General features: G+C 48.3%; 18 protein-coding genes. 13 read left to right on the top strand and 5 right to left on the bottom strand.

What is annotated here, in order from left to right; genetic code table 11:
* Positions 1–22: 22 nt before the first annotated feature.
* From H6G89_RS35785 to H6G89_RS19265, 4 genes are all read right to left on the bottom strand, one after another.
* On the bottom strand, positions 23–148 hold the full coding sequence (locus tag H6G89_RS35785; RefSeq protein ID WP_255519455.1) for a hypothetical protein: 126 nt from the start codon (positions 146–148) through the stop codon (positions 23–25).
* 29 nt (positions 149–177) lie between these two features.
* Positions 178–1,005 carry a DUF928 domain-containing protein gene (locus H6G89_RS19275; protein WP_190509385.1) on the bottom strand — a complete coding sequence of 276 codons (828 nt, stop codon included), beginning with the start codon at positions 1,003–1,005 and terminating at the stop codon, positions 178–180.
* Between the two features lie 10 nt (positions 1,006–1,015).
* Entirely contained in the window at positions 1,016–4,192 is a 3,177-nt protein-coding gene (locus H6G89_RS19270; RefSeq protein WP_199336810.1) for a TIR domain-containing protein, read from the bottom strand.
* Between the two features lie 347 nt (positions 4,193–4,539).
* Positions 4,540–5,940 (bottom strand): energy transducer TonB family protein, encoded by a 1,401-nt coding sequence (locus tag H6G89_RS19265; RefSeq protein WP_190509383.1) that lies wholly within the window; start codon positions 5,938–5,940, stop codon positions 4,540–4,542.
* 323 nt (positions 5,941–6,263) lie between these two features.
* Between H6G89_RS19265 and H6G89_RS19260 the strand changes: the two genes are divergently transcribed.
* The 8 genes from H6G89_RS19260 (at position 6,264) to H6G89_RS19225 (ending at position 14,611) form a co-directional block, all read left to right on the top strand.
* On the top strand, positions 6,264–6,920 hold the full coding sequence (locus H6G89_RS19260) for a MotA/TolQ/ExbB proton channel family protein (protein WP_190509381.1): 657 nt from the start codon (positions 6,264–6,266) through the stop codon (positions 6,918–6,920).
* A gap of 2 nt (positions 6,921–6,922) precedes the next feature.
* Positions 6,923–7,321, top strand: coding sequence for an ExbD/TolR family protein (locus H6G89_RS19255; RefSeq protein WP_190509379.1), 399 nt, complete (start codon positions 6,923–6,925; stop codon positions 7,319–7,321).
* A gap of 261 nt (positions 7,322–7,582) precedes the next feature.
* Positions 7,583–8,611: a FecCD family ABC transporter permease gene (locus tag H6G89_RS19250; protein ID WP_190509377.1), complete on the top strand. Its 1,029-nt coding sequence runs from the start codon at positions 7,583–7,585 to the stop codon at positions 8,609–8,611.
* 19 nt (positions 8,612–8,630) lie between these two features.
* A complete protein-coding gene (locus tag H6G89_RS19245) occupies positions 8,631–9,632 on the top strand; it encodes a helix-turn-helix transcriptional regulator (RefSeq protein ID WP_190509375.1) in 1,002 nt (333 codons plus the stop codon).
* Positions 9,633–9,740: 108 nt separating this feature from the next.
* Positions 9,741–12,371: a TonB-dependent siderophore receptor gene (locus tag H6G89_RS19240; RefSeq protein ID WP_190509373.1), complete on the top strand. Its 2,631-nt coding sequence runs from the start codon at positions 9,741–9,743 to the stop codon at positions 12,369–12,371.
* An 11-nt stretch (positions 12,372–12,382) separates the two neighbouring features.
* Positions 12,383–13,351: an ABC transporter substrate-binding protein gene (locus H6G89_RS19235; protein WP_199336809.1), complete on the top strand. Its 969-nt coding sequence runs from the start codon at positions 12,383–12,385 to the stop codon at positions 13,349–13,351.
* Between the two features lie 4 nt (positions 13,352–13,355).
* On the top strand, positions 13,356–13,739 hold the full coding sequence (locus H6G89_RS19230; protein WP_190509371.1) for a DUF1636 family protein: 384 nt from the start codon (positions 13,356–13,358) through the stop codon (positions 13,737–13,739).
* 674 nt (positions 13,740–14,413) lie between these two features.
* Positions 14,414–14,611, top strand: coding sequence for a hypothetical protein (locus tag H6G89_RS19225; RefSeq protein WP_190509369.1), 198 nt, complete (start codon positions 14,414–14,416; stop codon positions 14,609–14,611).
* Between the two features lie 208 nt (positions 14,612–14,819).
* Here H6G89_RS19225 and H6G89_RS19220 read toward each other — a convergent pair whose 3' ends face one another.
* Positions 14,820–15,500: a Uma2 family endonuclease gene (locus tag H6G89_RS19220; RefSeq protein ID WP_190509367.1), complete on the bottom strand. Its 681-nt coding sequence runs from the start codon at positions 15,498–15,500 to the stop codon at positions 14,820–14,822.
* Positions 15,501–15,895: 395 nt separating this feature from the next.
* On the opposite strand from H6G89_RS19220, the gene H6G89_RS19215 reads away from it, so the two are divergent.
* From H6G89_RS19215 to H6G89_RS19195, 5 genes are all read left to right on the top strand, one after another.
* The gene (locus H6G89_RS19215; RefSeq protein WP_190509364.1) at positions 15,896–16,942 is read left to right on the top strand and encodes a FecCD family ABC transporter permease; all 1,047 of its coding nucleotides are present in this window, start codon (positions 15,896–15,898) and stop codon (positions 16,940–16,942) included.
* A 63-nt stretch (positions 16,943–17,005) separates the two neighbouring features.
* Positions 17,006–17,812: an ABC transporter ATP-binding protein gene (locus H6G89_RS19210; protein ID WP_190509363.1), complete on the top strand. Its 807-nt coding sequence runs from the start codon at positions 17,006–17,008 to the stop codon at positions 17,810–17,812.
* A gap of 10 nt (positions 17,813–17,822) precedes the next feature.
* Positions 17,823–18,839, top strand: a complete 1,017-nt coding sequence (locus H6G89_RS19205; protein ID WP_190509361.1) for a helix-turn-helix transcriptional regulator — start codon at positions 17,823–17,825, stop codon at positions 18,837–18,839.
* A 157-nt stretch (positions 18,840–18,996) separates the two neighbouring features.
* Complete coding sequence (locus H6G89_RS19200) at positions 18,997–21,600, top strand: TonB-dependent siderophore receptor (RefSeq protein WP_190509358.1); 2,604 nt, start codon at positions 18,997–18,999, stop codon at positions 21,598–21,600.
* Between the two features lie 15 nt (positions 21,601–21,615).
* Entirely contained in the window at positions 21,616–22,656 is a 1,041-nt protein-coding gene (locus tag H6G89_RS19195; RefSeq protein ID WP_199336808.1) for an ABC transporter substrate-binding protein, read from the top strand.
* The last annotated feature ends 125 nt before the right edge of the window (positions 22,657–22,781 follow it).

Below are 22,781 nucleotides of genomic sequence, written 5' to 3'. Positions count from 1 at the left end.
TATTTAGCGAGAAACACACTACCTAACCTTGAACTTCCCCACCCTGGTCTTCTGGTATGGGAGAAACATCAAACTGACTTTCCTTTGACCCCCACCCTCTGACCCTTGACCATTGACCATTGACCATTGACCCTTGACCATTGACCATTGACCACCACCCCTTCCCCTCATCAACCCCTACCGAGCAGAGCAGGTCACATCGGACTGTGTGGCGATCGCCTCCAGTCCAATCTCTTGCAAGGTTTGACTCCATTCCGTGGCAACCACACTGTTAGTATTTAGTGGTCTGCTGGAGGATTGACAATACGCTGTTCCCAAAGCGGTAATGAATTCGCTCCAGAGCCTTGCCTGTCGGTAGGCATTCAGTCGGCTTTCCAAGGAAGCAGTATTACCAACTGACACGGTTGAATCAGATGCAATCCGTGATAGCTCAACTTCTGCTACTTTGTTGCTGGAAGCATCACTCGCATCGCATGTCACCACTAACAGCCAACGATAGGTGTTGCCGACGGTGAGAGCGGGTTCACTTCTGGGGAGTTGAATGCTGACAATTCCAGGGGGGGTTGGAGGCAGGGACAGAATCTCGCGTTGAGTGTAGTAGATGCGATCGGCGGAGGGGTCGCTGCCCGGTTCAGGTTCCTCAAGCCAGAGTGAAGCGGTCATCGCATCCCCAATAGTGTAAGGGACATAAAACCACAGGGTGGGATGATCAGAGGCAGTTGAGCCTTGAGCAACCAGAGTGCCGTTATCATCTTGAAGTGGCACGAGGGCTGTCAACGGAATATTGACATTAGGGCAACTGCCCGCCCGCTGCCCACCCCCTCTGCGATTGCCACTGGGAACGCCCCATCCCGATGCGATCAGGGTCGGTAGCTCTATCTGCGCCAACACGGAGGGAGCAATGAGTAAAACGGCTAGAAACCAGGCAAGCCCTCCTGCTTTCAAGGAATACTTAGCTGTTTTCAGGAGATGCGTCAAATAACGCAATTGGTCAAACCCAATCATGATATGAGCCTCAGTGACGGTGTGAGGGTGTTTGGTTAGACAAACGAGCGGTAACGATGAATATACCAGACGCAGATAAAATTCCGGCCAAGACGGCAGGGATCAGCGGTAGCCAGAGTCCGGCAAGAATTAAGCTAAGGAAACACACACCATAGAGTAAAGCGATCGCCCCAAATGCTGCCAACCACAATCGCAGAGGCGATCGAAAGACATAAACAATACCGCCCCCAACCGCACACCAGACAGTAATCCACAGAGCTTCTAACCCGGTTGGCATGACCCACAGCAAGAGTCGATTGTCTAAAACTGCACTAATGATCTGGCTAGTAATTTGTGCTTGCACCATGACCCCTGGAATGGTGCGATGGGGAGTTGTCAGGATGTCTCTGACGTTATTTTCCGAGGTGACGCCGATGAGAATGATGCGATCTTTCCAGGTGCGCGTCACGGATTCAGGAACTTCATCATTCAAAATTTGCCCAATCGTCACCCGCTCAGCGATGTTTTCTGGATCGCCATCAGGAGCACGATAATTCGCCAGCATTTGAAAGCCGGATGCGTCAATGCCCTGATAGCCGTTGGAATAGCTCTGCAACCGCTGAAACACCACGTCTCCTACTTGCAGCACACCCTCTGGTGAGGTTACTGGATCTTGAGTGGCGATCGCCCCTCCAGGCTCTAATGCCAAATATTGTTGTGCCACCTGAAAGCCAAACGCCCATCCTGCCTGACACAGAGCATCGTCTGGTGGGATCGCACGAATCAAAAAGCGGCGCACCACCTCGTCATCATCTAATAGAACATCATTAAAGCTAACGGTTTCAGGGGGTACTTCCGGTGGGGGTGCCACTCCACGCTGTTCCACTGACCCATTCTCGCCAATCGTTGGTAACTTGCAAATGCTGACCAGGCGATCGCTCTGTTGCAACTGCTGAACTAACACAGGTACTTCTGGATCAACAGTAAAGTCACGGTAGAAGTCCAGCCCAATCACACGAGGTTCGTATTGCTCTAGTTTTTCGAGCAAGCGGGTTAATCCTTCATCTGACAGGGTTCCCATGCCCTTTTCGCGTCGCTGCACCCGGTTGATAATGTCATCTTCCGTCACTTCGACAATAAGAATCCGCGAATCTGGTGGTTCATTAGGACGGAGTTTGACCAGATGATCAAAGGCCTGAAGCTCCCAGGATTGCAAGACTCCCAGCGATCGCATCATGATCAGTAGAAAAGTAGTCACTACCGTTGAAATCACCACCGTACTGGTCTTCGCCTGTGGAAAGGGTGATCTGCGGCTCGTCTCAATGTACCTCAACTGCAAGGGAGACGGGGCAGGAATTTTACCACTGGATTGCTTTAGCCACCGCTCAGATGCCAGCAGATCTTTGCCATACAGCAGATAGCTAGAGTCGTAGCCCTCTCGTTCCCACTCGATCGCTTTCAGGAGTAAGCGAGTGTGCGATCGCTTGTGTTCCTGATCGCTATCCAGCGTGCGCACCAGTTCTCCCAGGTTGATATAAAAATCGTCCTGTCGCCTGTAAAAATCAATCCATTGCACCGATGCCAGGGCAGTTGGCAAATCAGCCGGATTCACAGGTTGATATAAAACTGTGACGATCCGCTTGTTGAGTTTTCTGGCATATTCAACTTCTTCTACACAATAGGGAGAATTGACTGAACTGGGAGAAATCACAAACAAAAAGTGATTCGAGATTTCAATCCCTGCAAAAATCTCTTTCTGAAAATCAGTTCCAGAGGCAATATTCTCCTGGTCAAACCATGTTTTCTTTCCCTGGTTTTGCAAAGCATCGTTCAGCTTGCGAGCAAAATCTGAGTCAGCCCGCGAATAGGAGATAAATACGTCCAATGCCGCTTCGTCAGGTTGTTGCAAACTTGCTGTGATGAATTCTGCCTGTAATGCTGTGGGTGGATGCTGACTGTTGCGATGGGCAACTTTTAACCAGGCTTCTGCATAACGCAGGTTATTTCCTCGTAGCAACAGACTGGGATTCCGCTGCTGCCGCTGCCATTTCAAGGCTTTTGCCAACAGCAGTTTGTGCTGTTCGTAATAGTCTGCATCATGTCGCAGAATCCGAAATAATTTACTCTCATCTTGCTGATAGTCCGTGTCTAAAACATTGTCAGTCAGATCAATGTATTGGAGCGATCGCAAATTTTCAGGGATCTGCTCAAGTTCGGTTTGCTTAATCAGTAAGGGAATAATTCGTTTGTTTAAGGAAAGTGCGTAGTCAATTTCCCACTGACAATATTTTGACTGGAGTGACGCAGGAGAAATGAGATAAAGAATGTTATCGGCTTCTTCAATCCCATGAGCGATCGCCTCTTGAAATTCTACTCCAGTTTGAATATCTGTCTTACTCCACCACACTGTCAATCCCTGTCGAATCAGACTTTTAGAGATCAGGGTTGTCACTACGTCATCTTCTTCGGCATGAGACAGAAATACGTCTGTCATCAAATTATTGGCGTTCTTGCGGCTCTCTACAATGTACTCACAATGAAGATCCGTAGGGATGCAGGGAGGTTGTTCTCCATAAAACCGAGTTTTTAACCAGGTTTCAGCTTGCTGTCGCTCTGCACCCATTAATAAATAGCGCGTTTGTCTGTGTTGCCGCTCCCATTCCAGAGCTTTGGTTAACCAATAGGTATGGTGTTGCACATATTCTTGATGTCGCTGCATGACATTGATTAGCCCTGTAAAGGCGGTATCAAAGTCATCCACCCCATCTCGGCAGAAAATCCAGTTGATCTTAGCGATCGCAGGATGCAAATCCGCCAGACTAGAATGCAGCCCTTTTGCAGTAAACTCATCCCATTCAGAGCTTAAAGCGTTAGGATACCGTTGTTGCCACACCTCCTGCGTAATCTGCTCAATATGCAAAATGGGAATGATACGTTTGTTGAGCTTGACTGCGAGTTCAATCTCTCTGGTGCAGTAAAGGGAGTGAACGGCATGAGGCGCAATGATAAAAATAAAATTGTTGGATTTTTCGATGCCGTCATTAATCTGATCTTGAAAGTCTACCCCTAAGGGAATGTCGTTCTGATCAAACCAAATCTTATAACCCTTTTCTGTCAATTGCTGATGGAGTTTCGTAGCAAAAACTTTGCTATCTACCCGTCCGTAGGAAATAAAGGCATCTAAAAAATCCCCCACAGCAGCAACCATCCTTCTATCTCATCAGCAATCGAGGTTAAAGATAAGACACCCCAATATTTTGCAATACCGATTTTGATATCAATATCTTTCTACAGAAAAGCTCTATATTTCAAAACAGGTAGTGCAACTGTCTCTTCTAGCTTCTAGCTAGTACAGCAAAAAATAAGTTTTGAAAGGGGTGAAGGGGTGGAACCCCTTCTTGGAGGCGAAGCCCCAAACCCCCCTGGTTTTATTTCCAAACCCTATCCATGAATAGCAGTACTTAGGAGAAGGGATTGGGGATGAGGGTTGAGTAAAGCTTGCTTTGAAATGAGGTCTGTATGAGATTTGTTTACGAAGAGAGTGACAGAAGAGGGTTATGAACCGGGTGGCGGAGGACTAGAAGGCGGCATTGGCGGGGTATCCGGTTCTACAACAGGCTCCGATGCACGCGGTTCTGGTGCAGGTTCTGGTGTACGCGATTCTGGCGCGGGTTCTGATGTACGGGGTTCCGGTACGTCGCGACTGGTGCTGGGTTGCGGAGTAACAGGTGTGCTCACAGGACGTGGCTCTGAAATGGCTGGGGTTGCGGGTTCCTGGCTCGTTGATCCTGCTGGAGAGGCGTCTGGAATTGAGGATGGCTCTGGAGTGGGTGATCCTTCCTCCGTTATGGTGGACTCCGGTGTTGGGGATGGCGTCGTGACTGCTGCCGAAGCGGGGGGTTCAGACGTGGGGGTTTCAGCCGTAGGTTCAGGATCATCAACAGTAATACTGCGGCGATCGCCCCGTTCTCTAACCCGTTGTGCCGCTTCTGAATTGGGCTGTACAAAGTCAATATCAATCGGATAACTTTCGCCTGCTCTGGCATTGCTCAAGCGAACTCGTCGTCGGGCTTGCTCTAATGCAGCACGATCGAGTGCGGCGTTGCCACTCGACCGAGACAACATAACGGAGATCACTCGTCCTTGATCGTCCGTCTCGACGATGACTTGAGCCGTTCCTTCTGCACCATCGGCGGCTTCTGGATAATCAAACTCACAGCCAGTACACGTAATTTCACGCGATCGCCTACCTTGTCTGGTCGGGGTACTTGCGGGGGGAGTAATACTGGACGTGGGTGCCGCAGCAGTGGCAGTTCCATTCCCAACACCACCCGTATTTTCGGAAGTAGGATTGCCGGAGATGCCGGTCTGCTGAGATGTTCCTGATGGAGATGAGTTGCCCTGTTGTCGCGCTCGTCGGAGTTCTGCTAGAAGATCGCTTAAGTTACGAGTATCCGATTCTGGCAAAGCGGTTTGTGAAGGCTCGTCCGAGTTATCCTCCGTTGATTCTGTTGCAGTTTCTGTGGGGGTGACGTCCTCAGCAATCGGGGTTGGCTCTTCTTCAGTCAGTGGCTCTTGTAAAGGTGGTTCCTCAGCGACAGGGTCTTCTGGAGTGGATTCAACTGGGGCAACTGTAGACTCCTGCACCACAGTTGGTTCGCTGAAGGTTTCTATCGTTGGAGATGAAAACTCAGCTGTGGTAGTTGGCTCACCTGGTGTTTCAGGAGCTACTGCCATTTCTGTTGCATCTGTGGGTGTCACCCCTTCCTCTTCTGGTGTCACCACAATCGTAATTTCTTCGGATGCTGGCTCATCTGCTTGCCAGAGATGACTGACTTTGAGAAACAACCCACCACTGTGTAACACGACCGATCCTGCCAGACTAGCCATGACAAATCGCTTGAGAGCCGTGGCTTGCTTTTCTCGTTGTTGAGCGACTGTATCTGAAAACGTCATTCGCCCCACCTACTTGTTATTGAGAATCTTTGTATAACCTGTTCATCCTAAAATTCAACGCTGGTGCTGTCAACACATTCTTTTCTGTAATGTTGTTTTTTCATACATCACTAGAACCTTTGATCTATAAAGCCTTGGGGATCAAGTAGGAAATAGAGTTATCAGGTTATTCCTTGATGCGGCAAAAGAATTTACCTTAGAAATGAGAGGGGTTGACATCATCCTCATAAGAAAATACTCTCTTTTTGAGAAGAGTTATCAATAACGAATTCAAGTCTGCCTTGCCGATTTGAAGATTGGTTCTATTGCTCTGGATATCTGAAATGCTGATTATTGAACTATTTTTAGCCGGGGGAATTGTCATGTTTCCCCTTCTGGCGTTTTCGATCGTAGCGATCGCCCTGATCATTGAACGGGTTGTCTTTTGGGTGCGGATCAACCGTCGTCAAAAGCGAGTCGTGCGGGATGTCTTGCGAGCCTACTCGCATGATTTTGATACAGCGATGCTCAAGCTCAAGCAAAATGCCGACTTGCCGATCGCTCGCATTTTTCTAGAGGCTCTAGAGGTCAATCACTTTCCACCCCATGCTTTTCGCTTGACTTTAGAAGGAGCAACCCAGGCTGAACTGCCTGCTCTGCGGCGGTTTAACACGATCTTTGACACGATTGTAACCCTGTCTCCCCTACTGGGATTGTTGGGAACGGTAATTGGGTTAATTCGGTCGTTTGCCTCGCTGAATTTAGGCAGTGTCGGCAGTGAAAGTGCCGTGCAGGTAACAGGCGGCATCAGCGAAGCGTTAGTCTCTACAGCAGCAGGACTGATCGTGGCAGTGTTTACTTTGCTGTTTGCCAATGTGTTTCGCGGATTTTATCGACGGCAGATTGCAGCCATTCGGGAGTATGGCAGTCAACTCGAAGTGCTACATCTGGGTCAACATGAGGGCTTTGCAGAATTCAAAACATTAACAGCTGTGGATTAACAATGAACATTCCAGACGATTTAGAGGATTCACCCCAAATTAATATTGTGCCGATGATTGATGTCATCTTTGCCATTTTGACGTTTTTTATCATGGCATCACTATTTCTTAGCCGTTCTGAAGGCTTACCTGTGAATCTGCCTCAGGCGCAAACCGCTCAATCCCAACAACAGAGCAAGCTCACTGTCACCATCGACGAGCAAGGAAATGTATTTCTCGATCGCCAACCTATCCAGGTTGAGGATGTAGCAGCGCAAGTGAAAACAATCATCGGTGATCAAGAACACCTTGTGGTGATTAACGCCGATGAAAAAGTGGAACATGGTCGTGTAGTTGCCGTCATGGATCAGTTGCGATCGCTAGAAGGGGTCAAGCTCGGCATCTCGGCACAACGTCCGTAAACCTTATCAAGCCGTCAAACATACCTCTGCAACATTTGATTGGGCGATCGCTAACATTCATCAAATTGAAGCGTGGGACTCCCGTTACCACATCAAAGAAATCTGCACGTTTCATGATCTGCCGAGAAAAGTACCACTCAAACATTACCGACGATTTTCCAGACTCGATCGATTTCTGTTTTCCCTGCCAATCCTACGGGATATCTACCGCTTAGCCCTGGTTGAGTTGGGTTAACCCCTGTTCATCTGCGATTCATTGATATGACTCCAATCAAGGCTCTCACTTTATCGTCTCAGCGATCGCACCTAACTCGACTTATCGGTTTAGCCATCAGTTTTCTGCTACTCTGTCTGTGTCTGGTCTTGAGCGTCACTCTTGGTGCAGCGGATATTGATTTAGAGACAGTTTGGCGATCGCTCATCGCGTTTGACGGTTCCACCAATCACCTCATCATTACAACAGTACGATTGCCCAGAGTCTTGGTGACGCTGGTTGTTGGAGCCGCGTTAGCCGTTGCCGGATCATTGATGCAAGGATTAACCCGCAATCCATTGGCAGATCCAGGTATTTTGGGGATTAGTGCTGGAGCCGCGTTAGCCGTAGTCACAACAACGTTTTTCTTGGGTACGGTGCCGATTCAAGTGCTGACCTGGGTGGCATTTGCTGGGGGTGCGATCGCAGCAATTGTGGTCTACACCCTTGGCTCAATCGGACGAAGCGGCATTACTCCCTTAAAACTCATCCTGGCAGGAGCCGTTCTCACGTATCTCTTATCTTCTTTAACGACTGGAATTCTCATCCTCAATCAACGCACCTTAGATGACATTCGCTTTTGGTTAGCCGGATCTGTTGCTGGACGCGACCTCGACGTGTTGTTGCCCATTCTCCCCTATGTTGGGATTGGCTTAATTACTGCATTTAGCATGGGCAAACAAATCACTGCCCTAACCCTAGGTGAAGAAGTGGCTCAAGGATTGGGATTGCGAACGGGATGGGTGAAGGCGATCGCAGCTTTGGTCGTTGTTTTATTAGCTGGGAGTGCCGTTGCCTTGGCGGGACCCATTGGCTTTATTGGACTCGTCATTCCCCACATCGTCCGCGTTTGGGTGGGAGTCGATTACCGATGGATTCTGCCCTATGCGGCGGTTTGGGGTGCAATCCTGCTGGCGATCGCTGACCTGGCAGCCCGGTTGGTCATCAAACCCCAGGAATTACCCGTGGGAATCATGATGGCTCTCATTGGTGCGCCATTTTTTATCTACCTGGCGCGATCGAAGGTGAAACAATAGAACGGATTAGAACACAATTATGGTTCTCGCTCTCTCATCGGCTGAGTATTCTGAACTATGGCAACACCATTCTGAGATCGCTCTGATTCATACACCGATTGATGAATTTGAAGTGTGGGAGGAGATGCCTACCTGTCTTGGCAAGGGGCATATTCAGAGTATGGAGCTTGTGCCGGGAGTTTGGTTGGATATTCTGAATTTTGAATATCAAGATGATTTATTCCTTAAAGTACCTGTTCATGACCATCTGGTACAGTGTTCGCTGTTGCTGAATGGACTGATTCATCATGAGGATGTGTATCCCACAATAGGAGGTACTTGCAGCTATCTTTCAGGCAGTGGGATTTCTCCTGGCTATGTGGCTCAATACGAGCGATCGCAACGGTTGCTCGGTGTTAGTATTCATCTGTCACCAGAGTTGCTGGAACCCTTTTTGTTGGATGGGTCAGCTCATACATTGGCTTTGAAATCACTGTTGCTTCGCGACCATGAGTGGAAAACATCTTTCTTTCCCGATGTCACCCTGCCAATGCAACGAGTCGTGCAACAGATTCTCAAGACTCCATTAAAAGGAGTCGTGCGACGGCTCTATCTGCAAGCCAAAGTGTTTGAGTTGTTGGGGTTACAGCTTGATCGCATTTCTGTGAAGCAGCCATCGTCCTTGTTCACCGGGTTCAAATCAGACACGATCGCCCGCATTCATCACGCTAAGGAAATTCTGACGCAGCAATTAGAACATCCACCGTCGTTGTTAGAACTTGCTCAACAAGTTGGGGTGAGCGATCGCACCCTGCGTCGGGGATTTCAAGAATTGTTTGGGACTACGGTCGTTGGCTATCTGACGCAACAACGGATGCAACAGGCAGAACAACTATTGAGAGCAGGCAACTGCACGGTTGCAGAAGTCGCCAATCGCGTTGGTTATGCTCATCTAGGGCATTTTGCCGCTGCATTCAAGCGTCAGTTTGGCATCACCCCAAGGGAGTGTTTAGCAGGGCAATTGTCCGTTTTGGGATCATAGAATGCCGTTTTGGGATAGACATGGCTTGACTGGCTTCTCTACACTACATTTCATCTCTTATTAAGAAGGGTTTTCAATAAGGGCAAATGCCCGTTGTGAGGAGTGTTGATGAGCATGGAGTTGGTGCAAGTTCGGTTAGGCTTAATGCTGGGTGTGGCAGGCTGCTTGATGGGTGCAGCGTTGCCTGCCGGGGCACAAGCGGCAGAAGAACCGTCATTTGTCGTCGGTCAGGTGTCATTGCAGGAATCTGAGAACCCGATTCGTGATAATCAGCCGCATCTAGCTAATGACTCTCGATCTCAGCTAGATGAATTAAGACAACCTGCAACAACCGTTGAAGCGTGGGTCGCTCAGATTGAGGCATCGTTAGTGCAGATTACTGGAGTAAGCCTTGAGGAGACCGACACAGGCTTGCAGATTGTACTGGCAACAGAAGGTGCGATCGCCCCATCCGAAACCCGATCCGTCGGAAATGCGTTGATTGTGGACATTGCCAATGCCACGCTTGCAGAGGAATTTTCTCAAGCAGATCCGATCGCAGGGATTGCGTTGGTGAGTGTGACAAGCTTACCGGGTGACAGAGTGCGGGTGGTGATTACGGGAACCGATGCGCCACCCGTAGCAGAAGTGCGACCCCGTGGGGATGCGGGCAGCGATGCCCGGTCGCAGGAACCAAACTTCGTATTGGCGGTGACTCTGGGAGAGGCGATCGCTGGAACAGAAGAAGACGCCATTCAAGTCGTGGCAACAGGCGATCAGGAAGATGATTACTATGTTCCTGACGCAACTACTGCAACTCGCACAGATACGCCTTTGCGCGATATCCCGCAGTCAATTCAGGTCATTCCTCAACAGGTACTGGAGGATCGACAGCCCACAAATTTAATTGATGCTCTTCGCAGCGTACCTGGGATCTCTCAAGCCCGACAGGCATCCACATCTATTTATGAAGATCCGATTATTCGAGGGTTTGAAGCAGGTGAGTACGATGTGTTGAGAGATGGCATTCGTCTGCCGTACAGTACGATTTCTAGCTTTGATCCGGCAACCATTGAGCGCATTGAAGTACTGCGAGGACCTGCTTCTGTGTTGTATGGTCAGGGTTCATTGGGTGGAATCATCAATATCATTAGTGAACAACCCCTCTCTGAACCGTTTTACTCCGTAGAAGCAGGGGCAGGAAGCTTTGATTTCTATCGGGGTGCGATCGATCTATCAGGACCGCTGAATGATGGTGAAACAGTTTTGTATCGGTTAAATTTGCTGGCGAGAACGACTGGCAGTTTTGTAGAAAATTTTGAGCGCAACCAGTATGTCATTGCTCCGGTTGTATCGTTGCGAATAGGCGATCGCACCAACTTAAGACTATCAGCCGAATACTTAAACATTGACGGGTCTTACGGACAGATGGGTTTGCCTGCAAGGGGAACGATTTTGCCAAATCCTAATGGCGAAATTCCGCTCGATCGCAATCTCAGTGAACCCTTTGATCGGGATGATGTTGAGCTATTTCGGATTGGATACAACCTTGAACATCGCCTCAATGAAAACTGGCAGTTCCGCAGTATCTTTGAAGCAGCCTGGTTAGAACAGGATCGAGTGATTGTGTTTCCCCGCAGTTTAGATGCTGATAATCGGACGCTCCAACGTGGAGTCACACGAGGCGTAACTGATTCTCGAAACTTTACAATTGACAACTACGTTGTTGGTGAATTTTCAACAGGTCGTATTGAACATCAGTTGTTAGTTGGAGTGAACTACACTCGCACTGATCAGGACAGTGTTGAACCGTCTGACTCTCGTTTCAATCTAGCTCCTATTGATATTTTTGATCCTGAATACAATCAACCAATCGGTTCACGATTTGGCGAACCGTTTGAGGGAGAAGCCAGTTCTAATACTTATGGGTTTTATGTTCAAGATCAAATTTCACTCACCGATAATCTCATCGTACTGTTGAGCGGACGCTTGGATATTGCAAATCAAGAGATTAACAATAGCTTTCCTACGGATTCCTTCTCTGCACAGGAAGTGTTTAGCCCCAGAGTAGGAATCGTATATCAACCCATTCCACCAATTTCTCTGTATGCTGCTTTTAGTCGTTCATTCAGACCCGAAGCCAACGTGTTCAATAGTGAAACTCTGGCGGAACCTGAACGGGGAAGATTGTTTGAAGTTGGGGTCAAAGCTGATATCAGCGATCGCCTTGCAGCAACACTGGCACTATATGACCAGACTCGCAGCAATATTCTAACGTCTGATCCTAATGATCCATTGCGAACAATTCAGGTGGGTGAGCAGAATAGCCAGGGTGTTGAACTTAGCTTCTCCGGCGAAATTTTACCCGGTTGGAACGTTATTGGTGGTTATGCCTATACCGATGCCCAAATTACGGAAGATAATGATTTTGCAATCGGAAATCTCATTAATGGTGTCCCACAGCATAGTTTTAATTTGTGGACAACCTATCAAATCCAGGAGGGCAGCTTAAGGGGGTTGGGGTTAGGGATTGGCTTGTTCTACCAGGGCGATCGCGAAGGCGATTTAGCCAACACCTTTGAATTGCCCAGCTATCTTCGCACGGACGCTGCCATCTTTTATGAGCGCGATCGCTTGAGGGCAGCAATCAACTTCAGAAATCTGTTTGATATTGAATACTATGAGAGCGCATTCAACATCAATCGTGTGTTTCCGGGTGCCCCATTTGAAGTGCAAGGGACTGTTTCCTGGAGGTTTTAAATCCAGTTTTTATGAAGAAACTTCTGTATCGTTTCATCTATCTGCTGGTGTTGGGAATTCTGACATTTCTGCTCGTTTCAGCGTTTGGTCGGATGGGTCAAAAGACGACCTCCTCAGCGTCGCCCACAGAAAATTGCCGAAAGGTACAGCACGTTTTGGGCGCAACCTGTGTACCCGTCAATCCTGAGCGTCTCGCAACGATCTTTCATGTCACGTTAGGACATGCTCTTACCTTAGGGGTCAAGCCGATCGCCAGCACGATTATTAATCTACAGCATCCCTTTCCTGAGTACTTGATGGACAAACTTCAGGGAGTAAAACCGTTAGGATCTCAGAATGAGCCAAACTTAGAGAAAATAGCATTGGCAAAGCCTGATTTGATTCTGGGTTGGGATCGGATTCAATCGACTTATCCTCTGCTAAGCCAGATTAGTCCTACAGCATTGGGATCTTGGGATGGACCAGTATCGTGGCGCGAATATTTTAATTTTGTTGCTGATGTACTAGGCAAACAGCAGGAAGCCCGACAAGCCTGGGAGCACTACTATCAGCGCGTTGATGAGCTAAAAAAGGCTCTGGGAAATCGGTATCAAGACCAGGAAATATCGGTTGTTGCCCCTTCAATGCATTGGGGATACTTCCTTCAAGCCAAAAATTCGTTTGTAGGTTCTGTATTTGACGACATCGGATTAAAGCGTCCCACGGTACAAGATGTGGATACATCACACGGTTACGTCATTTTGAACTCTGTAGAAGAATTGGCAATGATGGATGGGGATGTTCTCTTCGTCTTAACGTTTGAAGCTGATGAAAAAGAAGCGTTCGACAAAATTCTGCAATCTCCCTTAGGAAAAACGCTCAAAGCCACTCAACATAATCGTGTGTATTCAGTCAATACATTGACCTGGAATGGAGGAAATTTACTTGCGGCTGACGCTGTGATTGATGACTTATTCAAGTACCTGGTCAATAAATCCTAACCCCATGTCCAAACATATCCTGTTCGTCTGTAAATCCTGCCATTATTCCTCTGAGGAGCGTCCTAACAATCAACCTGCTGATGGCACCCGCTTGTTAGAGCAACTCAATACGCTATCTACCAAACCGTCTGATGCGTTTGAAATTCAACCTATCAGTTGCCTCTGGACATGCGATCGCCCCTGCACCGTTGCTTTTTCTGCTCCTCACAAGCCCACTTATTTACTCACCAATTTACCAACGGATGAAACGGCTTCTGCCTTACTTCAGTTTGGCAAACGCTATCTCGATAGCAGCACAGGTGATATTCCCTGGAAACAATTCCCTGAACTATTGCAATCTGCCAGTGTCGCTAAAATTCCAGCGGCTGATCATTCAAGTAATGAGTAAAAGGCGATCGCAACAAAAATACTCAGCACCAGAAATTACCCAAACACATAGACAAATGAGATATAGCGATCCTAAATCGTTTGTGAAAGTGCCCGCCCAAAGGGCGGGCACTTTCACAAACAGCTTTTTTCACAAATCAAATAGGATTGCTATAGTCTCTCCGTGGATTTTGGGAGAAGCAATCGCTTCAAAGAGTCAACGAAACCCAACGAACTCACTTTGAGATGGTATGAAAAGCAAAAGAAACCCAACGAAGGGTCTTTTAGAGGCAATGAAGATACTCTGAGTGACTTGAATCACACTCGAAGTGGCAATGAATACACTTTTAGAGGCAACGAAGGGGTTCTGAGTGACTTGAATCACACTCAAAGTGGTAACAGAGAGTCTCTAAATGACAACGAAGACACTCAAAGTGACTTGAATCACACTCCGAATAGCAACGAAGAGTCTTTGAGCGACAACGAAGGCACTCAAAGTGACTTGAATCACACTCTGCCATCACAAACCTGTAGCATTTTGCCATTGTCACTATCTTGTCAAACACTCTAAACTCATACTCCGGCAAGCATTATGCAAGCGATTTAGAGCTGTGATGCGATCGCCCCCATAACTCCTGTTAACCTCCAAATCCTTGTTCTATCGTCAAGACAAAGCCTCTTACTCTAAGAAGTATTATGGTTTGGCGCAAATTAATTGGTTTAGGATCGTTAGCCATTTTGGCGGTGAGTGCTGTGTCGGTCAACGCTGCAACCGACCTTCCTGTTGTTGATTCAGCCGCATTAGGAACAACCCGTAATTTACCCTGGTCGGAACCTGTTGATAGTGTTTCAGATCTGTTGCTATTGATCCCCGGCTGTCGCCGTCCCCCTTGATAAGGGAGACTACAGGCGGTTCTTACGGAGGCTATCAACAGGTTTGGAATACCACCCACTTCTTCTCAGCCTATTCACGCGATCGCCCCACACTCCTACAGTTAGGAATCATTCCTAATAAATACAGATCAAATAGTGAGGGATTTCGCGATCGCCGTCTTATCCCAGATGGAGCGGGGTTTATCTTAAACGGAGTACAGACTGCTGGTTATATCGAATCGGGGTCAATGCCCAGTTCTCGCAATCGGGTTGCCAGTCGTTCGGCTTTATCTTGTGCGGTTTTTCGAGCGGCTTCTGCTTCGGCATGGCTCAACAATTTCTCCGCTGTTGCCGGGTTGTAAAAGCGCAGTTCCCCTTGTTCTAGATGTAGCTCTAATCCCAATACAGCACTCGTAATTGACAAATCCCCATTCGGTAAAGTTGTTGCAGGTAACAGAAAGTAATTTCCGTCAATCAGTTGGTAGCCCTGGAGAGGGGGTTCCAGGTAATCGGCACTGGGATCATACTGAAAATATTCAGATACACCCCAGAACGCATATAGACCCCGCTTAGTCCCTTGATCTTCACTAACAGTCGATTTAGATGTAATTTCTAAGACAAAGTTGGGATACTGGTTGTTTTCCTGCCAAACTTTGTAGGACGTGCGCTTGCCTTTAGGACGATTCAAAACAACAAACACGTCTGGAGATACACAAGCTTTTGGGTTGCCCTCTTCGTAGTAGATGAGAATATTGCCGGAAACGTAGACTTGAGGCTGATCCGCGAAAAAGATGTTGAGGATCTCCGTGCCATAAGCGATGTAAGGACGCTGGTAGTCACTCTCAGCCATAGGCTTACCATCCGATTCGGGATAGTCGATGTCGGCATTTGGATGGGTTGCGCTTGTCATGTTCACCGCTCTCCAGCATGGCAACAGTTTCAATCTAGCATAGGAGCTGTTGTGTAACCGCGGAGGTATACGTTACGTTTGGGGGAGACAGGCACAGTCCTGATTAAATTCCTGTAGGTAATCGGGTTGGATCAGAATCATCTTCCAGAATGAGTGTGCTGATAAATAACTTCGCCCCGTTTTTCTGCTTCGTCACAAAGCATCTGTAGGTCTATCAGGTTAAGTGCTTGAGCGTCACTTTCGAGAGAAATTACCATCCTACGTTAGCGATAGATGCTTATACAGGTTTAGTTTGGATGGTTTAGAAAGTCTATATGAGAATTATTTGCAATAGTGCTAGCAACGTAGTACTCTTAAAAGTGCTTTCTCGCTAACCCTTATTTGTGACCTGATTTGTGACTAGAAGCTGGTTAACCATCCGCTCCTACCGCTTTCCATTGTCCGTTCGGCTCGATCGACGGGTACCACTGATGCTGCTTGTTCTGGCGATCGCCAGTCTAGCGGTTCTGGTTCTGAGCGTTGGCTATGGCGAATATCCCATTACCCCCATCGCTGTCATCAAAACCCTCCTGGGTTTCAATACCAACAATCCTGATTACGATTTTGTGATCTATACGCTGCGGTTGCCGCGAGTGATCACCGCATTTCTGGTGGGGATGGCATTGGCGATCGCCGGAACACTCCTGCAAGGGTTGACGCGCAATCCTTTAGCGGCTCCTGAAGTGATTGGGGTAGAAGCAGGTGCAGGGTTAGCAGCTGTTGCATTAATTGTGTTGTTTCCCACAATGCCAGTATCGCTGCTGTCGATCGCAGCTTTTGTAGGAGCATTGATTGCTGCTCTGCTGGTGTATTGGCTGTCGTGGATTAGTAGTAGTTCTCCGATTCGGTTGATTTTGGTGGGAGTAGGAGTTGGGGCGATCGCTGGGGCATTGACGAGTTTAATGATCACCTTTGGCAACATTTACGATGTCAGTCAAGCCTTGGTGTGGTTAGCCGGAAGTGTCTATGGACGCACCTGGGATCATGTTCGAGCATTACTTCCCTGGTTAATGGTGTTGATTCCGTTATCCCTTCTTTATGCGCGTGAGTTAAATACGCTGCATCTAGGCGATAGTGTGGCGCGTGGATTGGGCAGTGCAGTCGAATGGCAACGTGGCTTCCTGTTGCTCATTGCGGTTGCGCTTTCAGGAACGAGTGTGGCAACCGCAGGAACAATTGGCTTTGTCGGTTTGATGGCTCCCCATTTGGCGCGGCAACTCGTTGGTGCAGCCCACGAAGGCTTGATCCCAACCTCTGCTCTGTTAGGAGGACTCATTGTGGCATTGGCGGATTTGCTGGGGCGATCGCTGTTTGCCCCCATTGAGCTTCCCTGTGGCGTCATTACCGCTGCTGTCGGTGCTCCCTATTTTCTTTATTTGCTGTATCGCAATCGCAATATGTGAAAAGACAAGGGGTTTCACCCCTACACCCCATCCTTCTATCAAAATCGCAATTCCTAAAAAACAATGGAAGCAACCCTCACCACTCGTAACCTGACGCTGGCATACGATCGCACCACGATTATCCAAAATCTCAATGTCGATATCCCCGCACGTCAAATCACGGCTCTCGTGGGTTCTAATGGTTGCGGCAAGTCCACACTGCTGAAGGGATTGGCACGGTTACTGAAACCTCAGAGTGGAACGGTATACCTGGATGGAGTGGCAATCGCCAAACGTTCTACCAAGGAGATTGCGAAGCAGTTAGGATTGTTGCCGCAAAGCCCAACGGCTCCCGAAGGATTGACGGTGCGAGAACTGGTCGCACAGGGACGCTATCCCCATCAGAGTTGGCTCCAACAGTGGTCACAGGAGGATGAGCAGTTTACAGAACAGGCTTTGACGATTACGGGGATGACTGAGATGGGCGATCGCCCCCTCGATAGTTTGTCTGGAGGGCAACGACAACGCGCCTGGATTGCCATGGCACTCGCCCAAAATACAGAAATTCTGTTACTGGATGAACCCACTACATTTTTAGATTTAGCGCACCAGATCGAAGTGCTGGATCTGTTGTATGACCTGAACCAGACACAGGGACGCACGATCGTCATGGTGTTACACGATTTAAATCAAGCCTGTCGCTATGCCGATTACTTGGTAGCCATGCGGCAGGGACATATTTACGCTCAGGGCAATCCTGCTGAAGTGATGACCGAAAGTTTGGTGCAAGACGTGTTTGGGTTAGAGAGCCGGATTGTCCGAGATCCGGTAACAGGTACGCCGATGTGTATTCCGATTAGCAAAAAAGTTCCATTGCATAAGTTCCGTTGAAATCGTGTTTATGAGTCAGAGCATCACTAGCGCAGAATATTTAGAAGAGTGGGAGGAAAGTCTTCAGTCAGGAAATGGGGCGATCGCCTGTGGTGAAGACGGATTCGATCGCGTCGTCCGCTGCAAACATCGCTACAGCCAGGATTACTACTGGCAAATTGAACTGCGTCCTGGATTTTGTCTTGAATTCATTGATGATCACGTTCACGAGTCTTTAAGCGTTCTCACAGAGCATGATGAGTCAATGCCATTGGTGTGCAAATTCTACGTGTCTGGGCACCATCGCGTACTGACGCCCAACGTTCCGGGAGTCAAGAGCGAATACGAAGAAAAGGCAGGTCAAAGTTATCTGTTTTTTCTACCTGACATACAAGAAACAGAGATTTTTCCAGCTGGACAACGACTACAACTCGTCAAAATTTCGCTCGATCTACCTTATTTCCGTTCGTTTCATTCAACTTCTGAGCCACTTCCGGTCGAATTACAGCAGTTATTACAAGATCACTCGATCCAACGCTTTCATCGTTCTACCGGAGCACTAAGCTTTGCTATGCAAACTGCTTTGAAAAGTATTATTCATTGTCCCTATTCCGGGATTACAAAGCGTATTTGCTTAGAAAGCAAAGCACTGGAATTACTGGCTCTACAGCTTCATCAGTGGCTTGAACAACATCAACAATCCACACACACTCGTTCCCTTCATGCCGATGATGTTGAAAGACTGTACCAGGCGCGAGATATCCTAATTCGCGATATTCAAAATCCACCGTCGCTGATGGATTTAGCTCGACAAGCCGGGATCAACGACTACAAACTCAAACACGGATTTCGTCAAATTTTTGGTACGACTGTCTTTGGCTATCTGCAAACACATCGCATGGAACACGCCAAACAACTGTTAGCGGAACGGCAGTTGAGTATTGCAGCGATCGCCCACACTGTGGGATACGCCAGCCAAAGCCGCTTTTGTCATGCCTTTAAGCAACGCTTTGGGATCACGCCGATCGCCTATCGCACCAGCATCTAAATCATAAAAGATCCCGATCGGGCAAAAAAAGATCCGTTTGGGACAAATGGCGATCGCCTGAATCCTTTATTCTCGTCACTATTGAGAGTAATTCCTATCTAGAACAGGGTGTTGCATAACGCCAGAGCTAGAAGGTGTCATGTGAGGAGTGATTGAGATGGGTTCACAGCGTGGACAAAAAGGGCAACTATTCCCTAAAAGAAAAGGCTTTGCATCGCAAAGTTTAATAGTCGGATGTGTCATTGGTACTGCCATAACCGGAATCCAGCCCGCTAAAGCACAGGATTCACAAGGGGTTATTGCAGGTGAGGCAGTTGCCAGTCAGTCTCAACAAGAAAACTCAGCTTATCTTGTTCCGGAAGAGGCAATTAACCGCCTTAGCGAGATCGACCATCCAGCGAGCACAGTGGCGGAATGGATTGCTCAGCTTCAGATTGAGATTACCGGAGTAGAGCTGAATCCAACCGAGTCAGGGTTAGAACTTGTCTTGACGACGGCAGGTGGGGAATTGCCCCCTGTCAGTACATCTGTAGTGGGCAATGCGCTGATTGCAGATATTCCCAACGCAGTGTTAAGTCTGCCAGAGGGGAGCGAATTTCAAGAAATTGCTCCTGCGGAAGGGATTGCGGCTGTTGCGATTAGTTCTAGAAGCGACGGAGTGCGGATTGTCATCACGGGAACAAATGCTCCTCCGGTAGCTGACGTGAGAACCGATGGGCGATCGCTCCTTCTGAGTGTTAGCACTGGAGCAGCAACCACTACACAAACCCAGGAGGGATTACAAATCACCGCCACAGGTGAGCAAAACAACCGATATTACACACCAGAAGCAAGCACTGCAACCCGCACAGATACGCCGTTGCGAGATATTCCGGCATCCATTCAAGTGATTCCACAACAGGTACTGGAAGATCAGGGAATTGTGGAATATCGAGATGCACTGGAAAACATCGGTGGCATTACCTTAGATGGGCAGTATGGCGGTACAGATGCCGGATCGATCATTATTCGCGGTTTTTCGCAAGATACTAACTTTAGAAATGGATTCCGCAACAACAACTTCTACTCCATTGCTGAAACCGCCAATATTCAGCAAATTGAGGTCCTGCGAGGTCCAGCCTCGATTCTCTATGGGCTGACCCAGCCCGGTGGCATCGTCAATATTGTCACTGAGCAACCGTTGCCCGATCCCTACTATTCAGTGGAATTCACAGGCGGGCAGTTTAGCTTTTACCGACCAGAGATTGATATTTCTGGACCCCTCACCGAGGATGAAGATCTGCTGTATCGGCTCAACCTGGCATACCAAAACTCAGGTAGCTTCCGCGATTTCGTCAACGACGAACGGTTTTTTATTGCCCCTGTTTTGCAATGGAATTTGAGCGATGCCACCTCTCTAACACTGGAAGGGGAATATCTCTACGACAATCCGGTGTTCGATCGCGGTCTGACTGCTTTAAGTGACGGTTCTCTCGTGTTACCCATCGACCGCTTTTTGGGCTATCCCCAACTCGATGAATTCTTTGCAGAGCAGTACCGCATTGGCTATCGCTTTGAGCACGAGTTCAATGAAAACTGGCGGTTTCGCAATGCGGGTTCTATCTTCTCTGTGTGGCAGGGCGGTAGACGAGCCGATAACAACGGTGGATTGTTGGACGATCGCTTCATGCAGCGAGAGCTACGCGATGATGCATCGCGTTGGGAGAATTACGGCATTCAAGCGGAAGTCATTGGTGAATTTAACACGGGGGCGATCGCACATCAGCTTTTGATTGGAGTTGATTTCAGCCGTTTTACCAATTCCTATAACTCCTTTTCAGCCGATCTAACACCGCTTGATATTTTTAACCCCAATTATGACATTCCGATTCCCACAGATTTGCAGCTTCGCTATTATCAAACCACGTTGACCAATGATTTCGGCATTTATGTGCAAGACCAAATTGATCTGCTGGATAACTTGCATCTTTTAGTGGGGGGACGGTTGGATTTTGCCGACCAATTTCAAAATTTTGCTGGCACGATTTCTGAGCAATCCGACACAGCCTTTAGTCCCCGACTTGGAATTGTTTACCAACCGATTGAACCGTTATCGTTGTATGCCAGCTTCAGTCGCTCATTCCTGCCTGTCGTGGGGCGTTCTGCAAGCGGAGAGGCGTTTGACCCAGAACGGGGCACACAATATGAGGTAGGAGTCAGGGCAGACATCAATGAGAATATCTCCTTCACACTAGCAGCCTATCACCTGACTAAAACCAACGTGTTAACCAACGATCCAGATGATCCGGACTTCTCGATTCAAGTGGGAGAACAGCGCAGTCAGGGTATCGAGTTTAATGCGATCGGTGAAATTTTACCGGGTTGGAATGTGATTGCTTCCTATGCCTACACCGATGCCGAGATTACTGAAGACAATACGCTTCCAGAAGGGAGTCGGTTAGCCAACGTTGCAGAACATACCGCCAGTGTATGGACAACCTATGAGATTCAGGAAGGCAACCTGCAAGGATTGGGCTTTGGCTTTGGGCTGTTTTTTGTGGACGATCGCCCAGGTTATGCCGGATTTGACCCCCCAGAGTTTGAGTTGCCTAGCTTTGTTCGGGCTGATGCTGCTGTTTACTACCGTCGCGACAATTGGAGAGCACAACTGAATGTAGAAAACCTGTTTGATGTGGAATATTACGAAACTCATCAAGGCTCAGATATTGTCTACCCAGGTGCGCCATTCAATGTCAGAGCCAGCATTTCTTACACTTTCTAAGCAGGAGCAAGAGCCGTGAAACGTCAACGATGGCAATGGCTGAAGCGATCGCTCCTGCTCTTGCTTACCTGGCTGTGGGTTACCGCCTGTCAGAGTTCTACATTCGACCATTCACGTTTCAGGAGTCAGTCTCCTGCCCAATCCGGTGAATGCCGACTGGTGGCGCATGAAATGGGCGAAACGGAAGTCTGTGGACAACCGCAACGGGTCGCAGCACTCAGCCCTCATATTCTCGATTCCATTTTGGCGTTGGGAGTACAACCGATTGCCTATGCAGAAGTAACCGCACTCAACCTGGAAACATTTGACAATCCCAAGGCGCAGATCCCTTATCTGGGCGATCGCGTCACAACCCAGCCAATCAACGTGGGCGATCGCAAAAATCCATCATTGGAGAAATTGGCTCTGGTCAACCCTGATCTGATTTTGGCTGAGGATTGGACAACCCAGGCTCACTACCAATTACTCAATCAAATTGCGCCAACCCTATTGTTCTCCGATACGAAGGGTAATGAACAAGTCTGGTTTCATGATATTCAAGCGATCGCCAAAGCCCTTGATCGAGAACCAGAAGCAGAGCAGTTGTTAGCCGCTCACGAACAGCAATTGGCAACCGTGCGATCGCAATTAGCCCCGGTAGTCACCGCTTATCCAGATGTGTTGATTTTGGCAGTTAACACGCTAATGAATGATGTGGCGATCGCCGCTGACAGTACCGCAGGTCGCTTGTTAGAGGAGATTGGCTTTCATCTGGTCTATCCTGAACCCGTTCCACCCGGAGAAACGCGATGGCTACAAACATCCCTGGAACTATTACCCTCCCTACAATCCGACATTATTTTGGTGATTGCCTGGGATTCGTCCGATCCCTACAATCCCAAGGAGGAACTGAAAGCCAAATGGAATCAAAACCCGGTTCTACAAACGATGTCAGCCTCCCAAGCCAATCGAATTTTCTTTGTAGATTACCAACTTTGGGGCAGTGTCACTCGTGGTCCCATTACTGACGAACTGATTCTCAACAAACTGCCTGAGATGCTTCTGCCTTTACTTTGACCTGTCTTAACTTTGACCTGTCTTAACTAAGTACAACTCGTCGTAAATAAGGGTGGGAATTTGGGGTGCAGGGGTGGAACCCCTGGCTGGGGCGCAGCCCCCACACCCCCTGGTTTTATTTCCAA

The organism is Oscillatoria sp. FACHB-1407 (genome assembly GCF_014697545.1).
GTDB lineage: Bacteria > Cyanobacteriota > Cyanobacteriia > Elainellales > Elainellaceae > FACHB-1407.
This window is presented reverse-complemented; position numbering and strand designations above follow the sequence as displayed.

Bases quoted from the DNA above. Each gene is read 5' to 3' on its own strand.
- H6G89_RS35785 (WP_255519455.1), bottom strand. From the start codon at position 148: ATGGTCAATGGTCAAGGGTCAATGGTCAATGGTCAATGGTCAAGGGTC.
- H6G89_RS19275 (WP_190509385.1), bottom strand. From the start codon at position 1,005: ATGATTGGGTTTGACCAATTGCGTTATTTGACGCATCTCCTGAAAACA.
- H6G89_RS19270 (WP_199336810.1), bottom strand. From the start codon at position 4,192: ATGGTTGCTGCTGTGGGGGATTTTTTAGATGCCTTTATTTCCTACGGA.
- H6G89_RS19265 (WP_190509383.1), bottom strand. From the start codon at position 5,940: ATGACGTTTTCAGATACAGTCGCTCAACAACGAGAAAAGCAAGCCACG.
- H6G89_RS19260 (WP_190509381.1), top strand. From the start codon at position 6,264: ATGCTGATTATTGAACTATTTTTAGCCGGGGGAATTGTCATGTTTCCC.
- H6G89_RS19255 (WP_190509379.1), top strand. From the start codon at position 6,923: ATGAACATTCCAGACGATTTAGAGGATTCACCCCAAATTAATATTGTG.
- H6G89_RS19250 (WP_190509377.1), top strand. From the start codon at position 7,583: ATGACTCCAATCAAGGCTCTCACTTTATCGTCTCAGCGATCGCACCTA.
- H6G89_RS19245 (WP_190509375.1), top strand. From the start codon at position 8,631: ATGGTTCTCGCTCTCTCATCGGCTGAGTATTCTGAACTATGGCAACAC.
- H6G89_RS19240 (WP_190509373.1), top strand. From the start codon at position 9,741: ATGAGCATGGAGTTGGTGCAAGTTCGGTTAGGCTTAATGCTGGGTGTG.
- H6G89_RS19235 (WP_199336809.1), top strand. From the start codon at position 12,383: ATGAAGAAACTTCTGTATCGTTTCATCTATCTGCTGGTGTTGGGAATT.
- H6G89_RS19230 (WP_190509371.1), top strand. From the start codon at position 13,356: ATGTCCAAACATATCCTGTTCGTCTGTAAATCCTGCCATTATTCCTCT.
- H6G89_RS19225 (WP_190509369.1), top strand. From the start codon at position 14,414: ATGGTTTGGCGCAAATTAATTGGTTTAGGATCGTTAGCCATTTTGGCG.
- H6G89_RS19220 (WP_190509367.1), bottom strand. From the start codon at position 15,500: ATGACAAGCGCAACCCATCCAAATGCCGACATCGACTATCCCGAATCG.
- H6G89_RS19210 (WP_190509363.1), top strand. From the start codon at position 17,006: ATGGAAGCAACCCTCACCACTCGTAACCTGACGCTGGCATACGATCGC.
- H6G89_RS19205 (WP_190509361.1), top strand. From the start codon at position 17,823: ATGAGTCAGAGCATCACTAGCGCAGAATATTTAGAAGAGTGGGAGGAA.
- H6G89_RS19200 (WP_190509358.1), top strand. From the start codon at position 18,997: ATGGGTTCACAGCGTGGACAAAAAGGGCAACTATTCCCTAAAAGAAAA.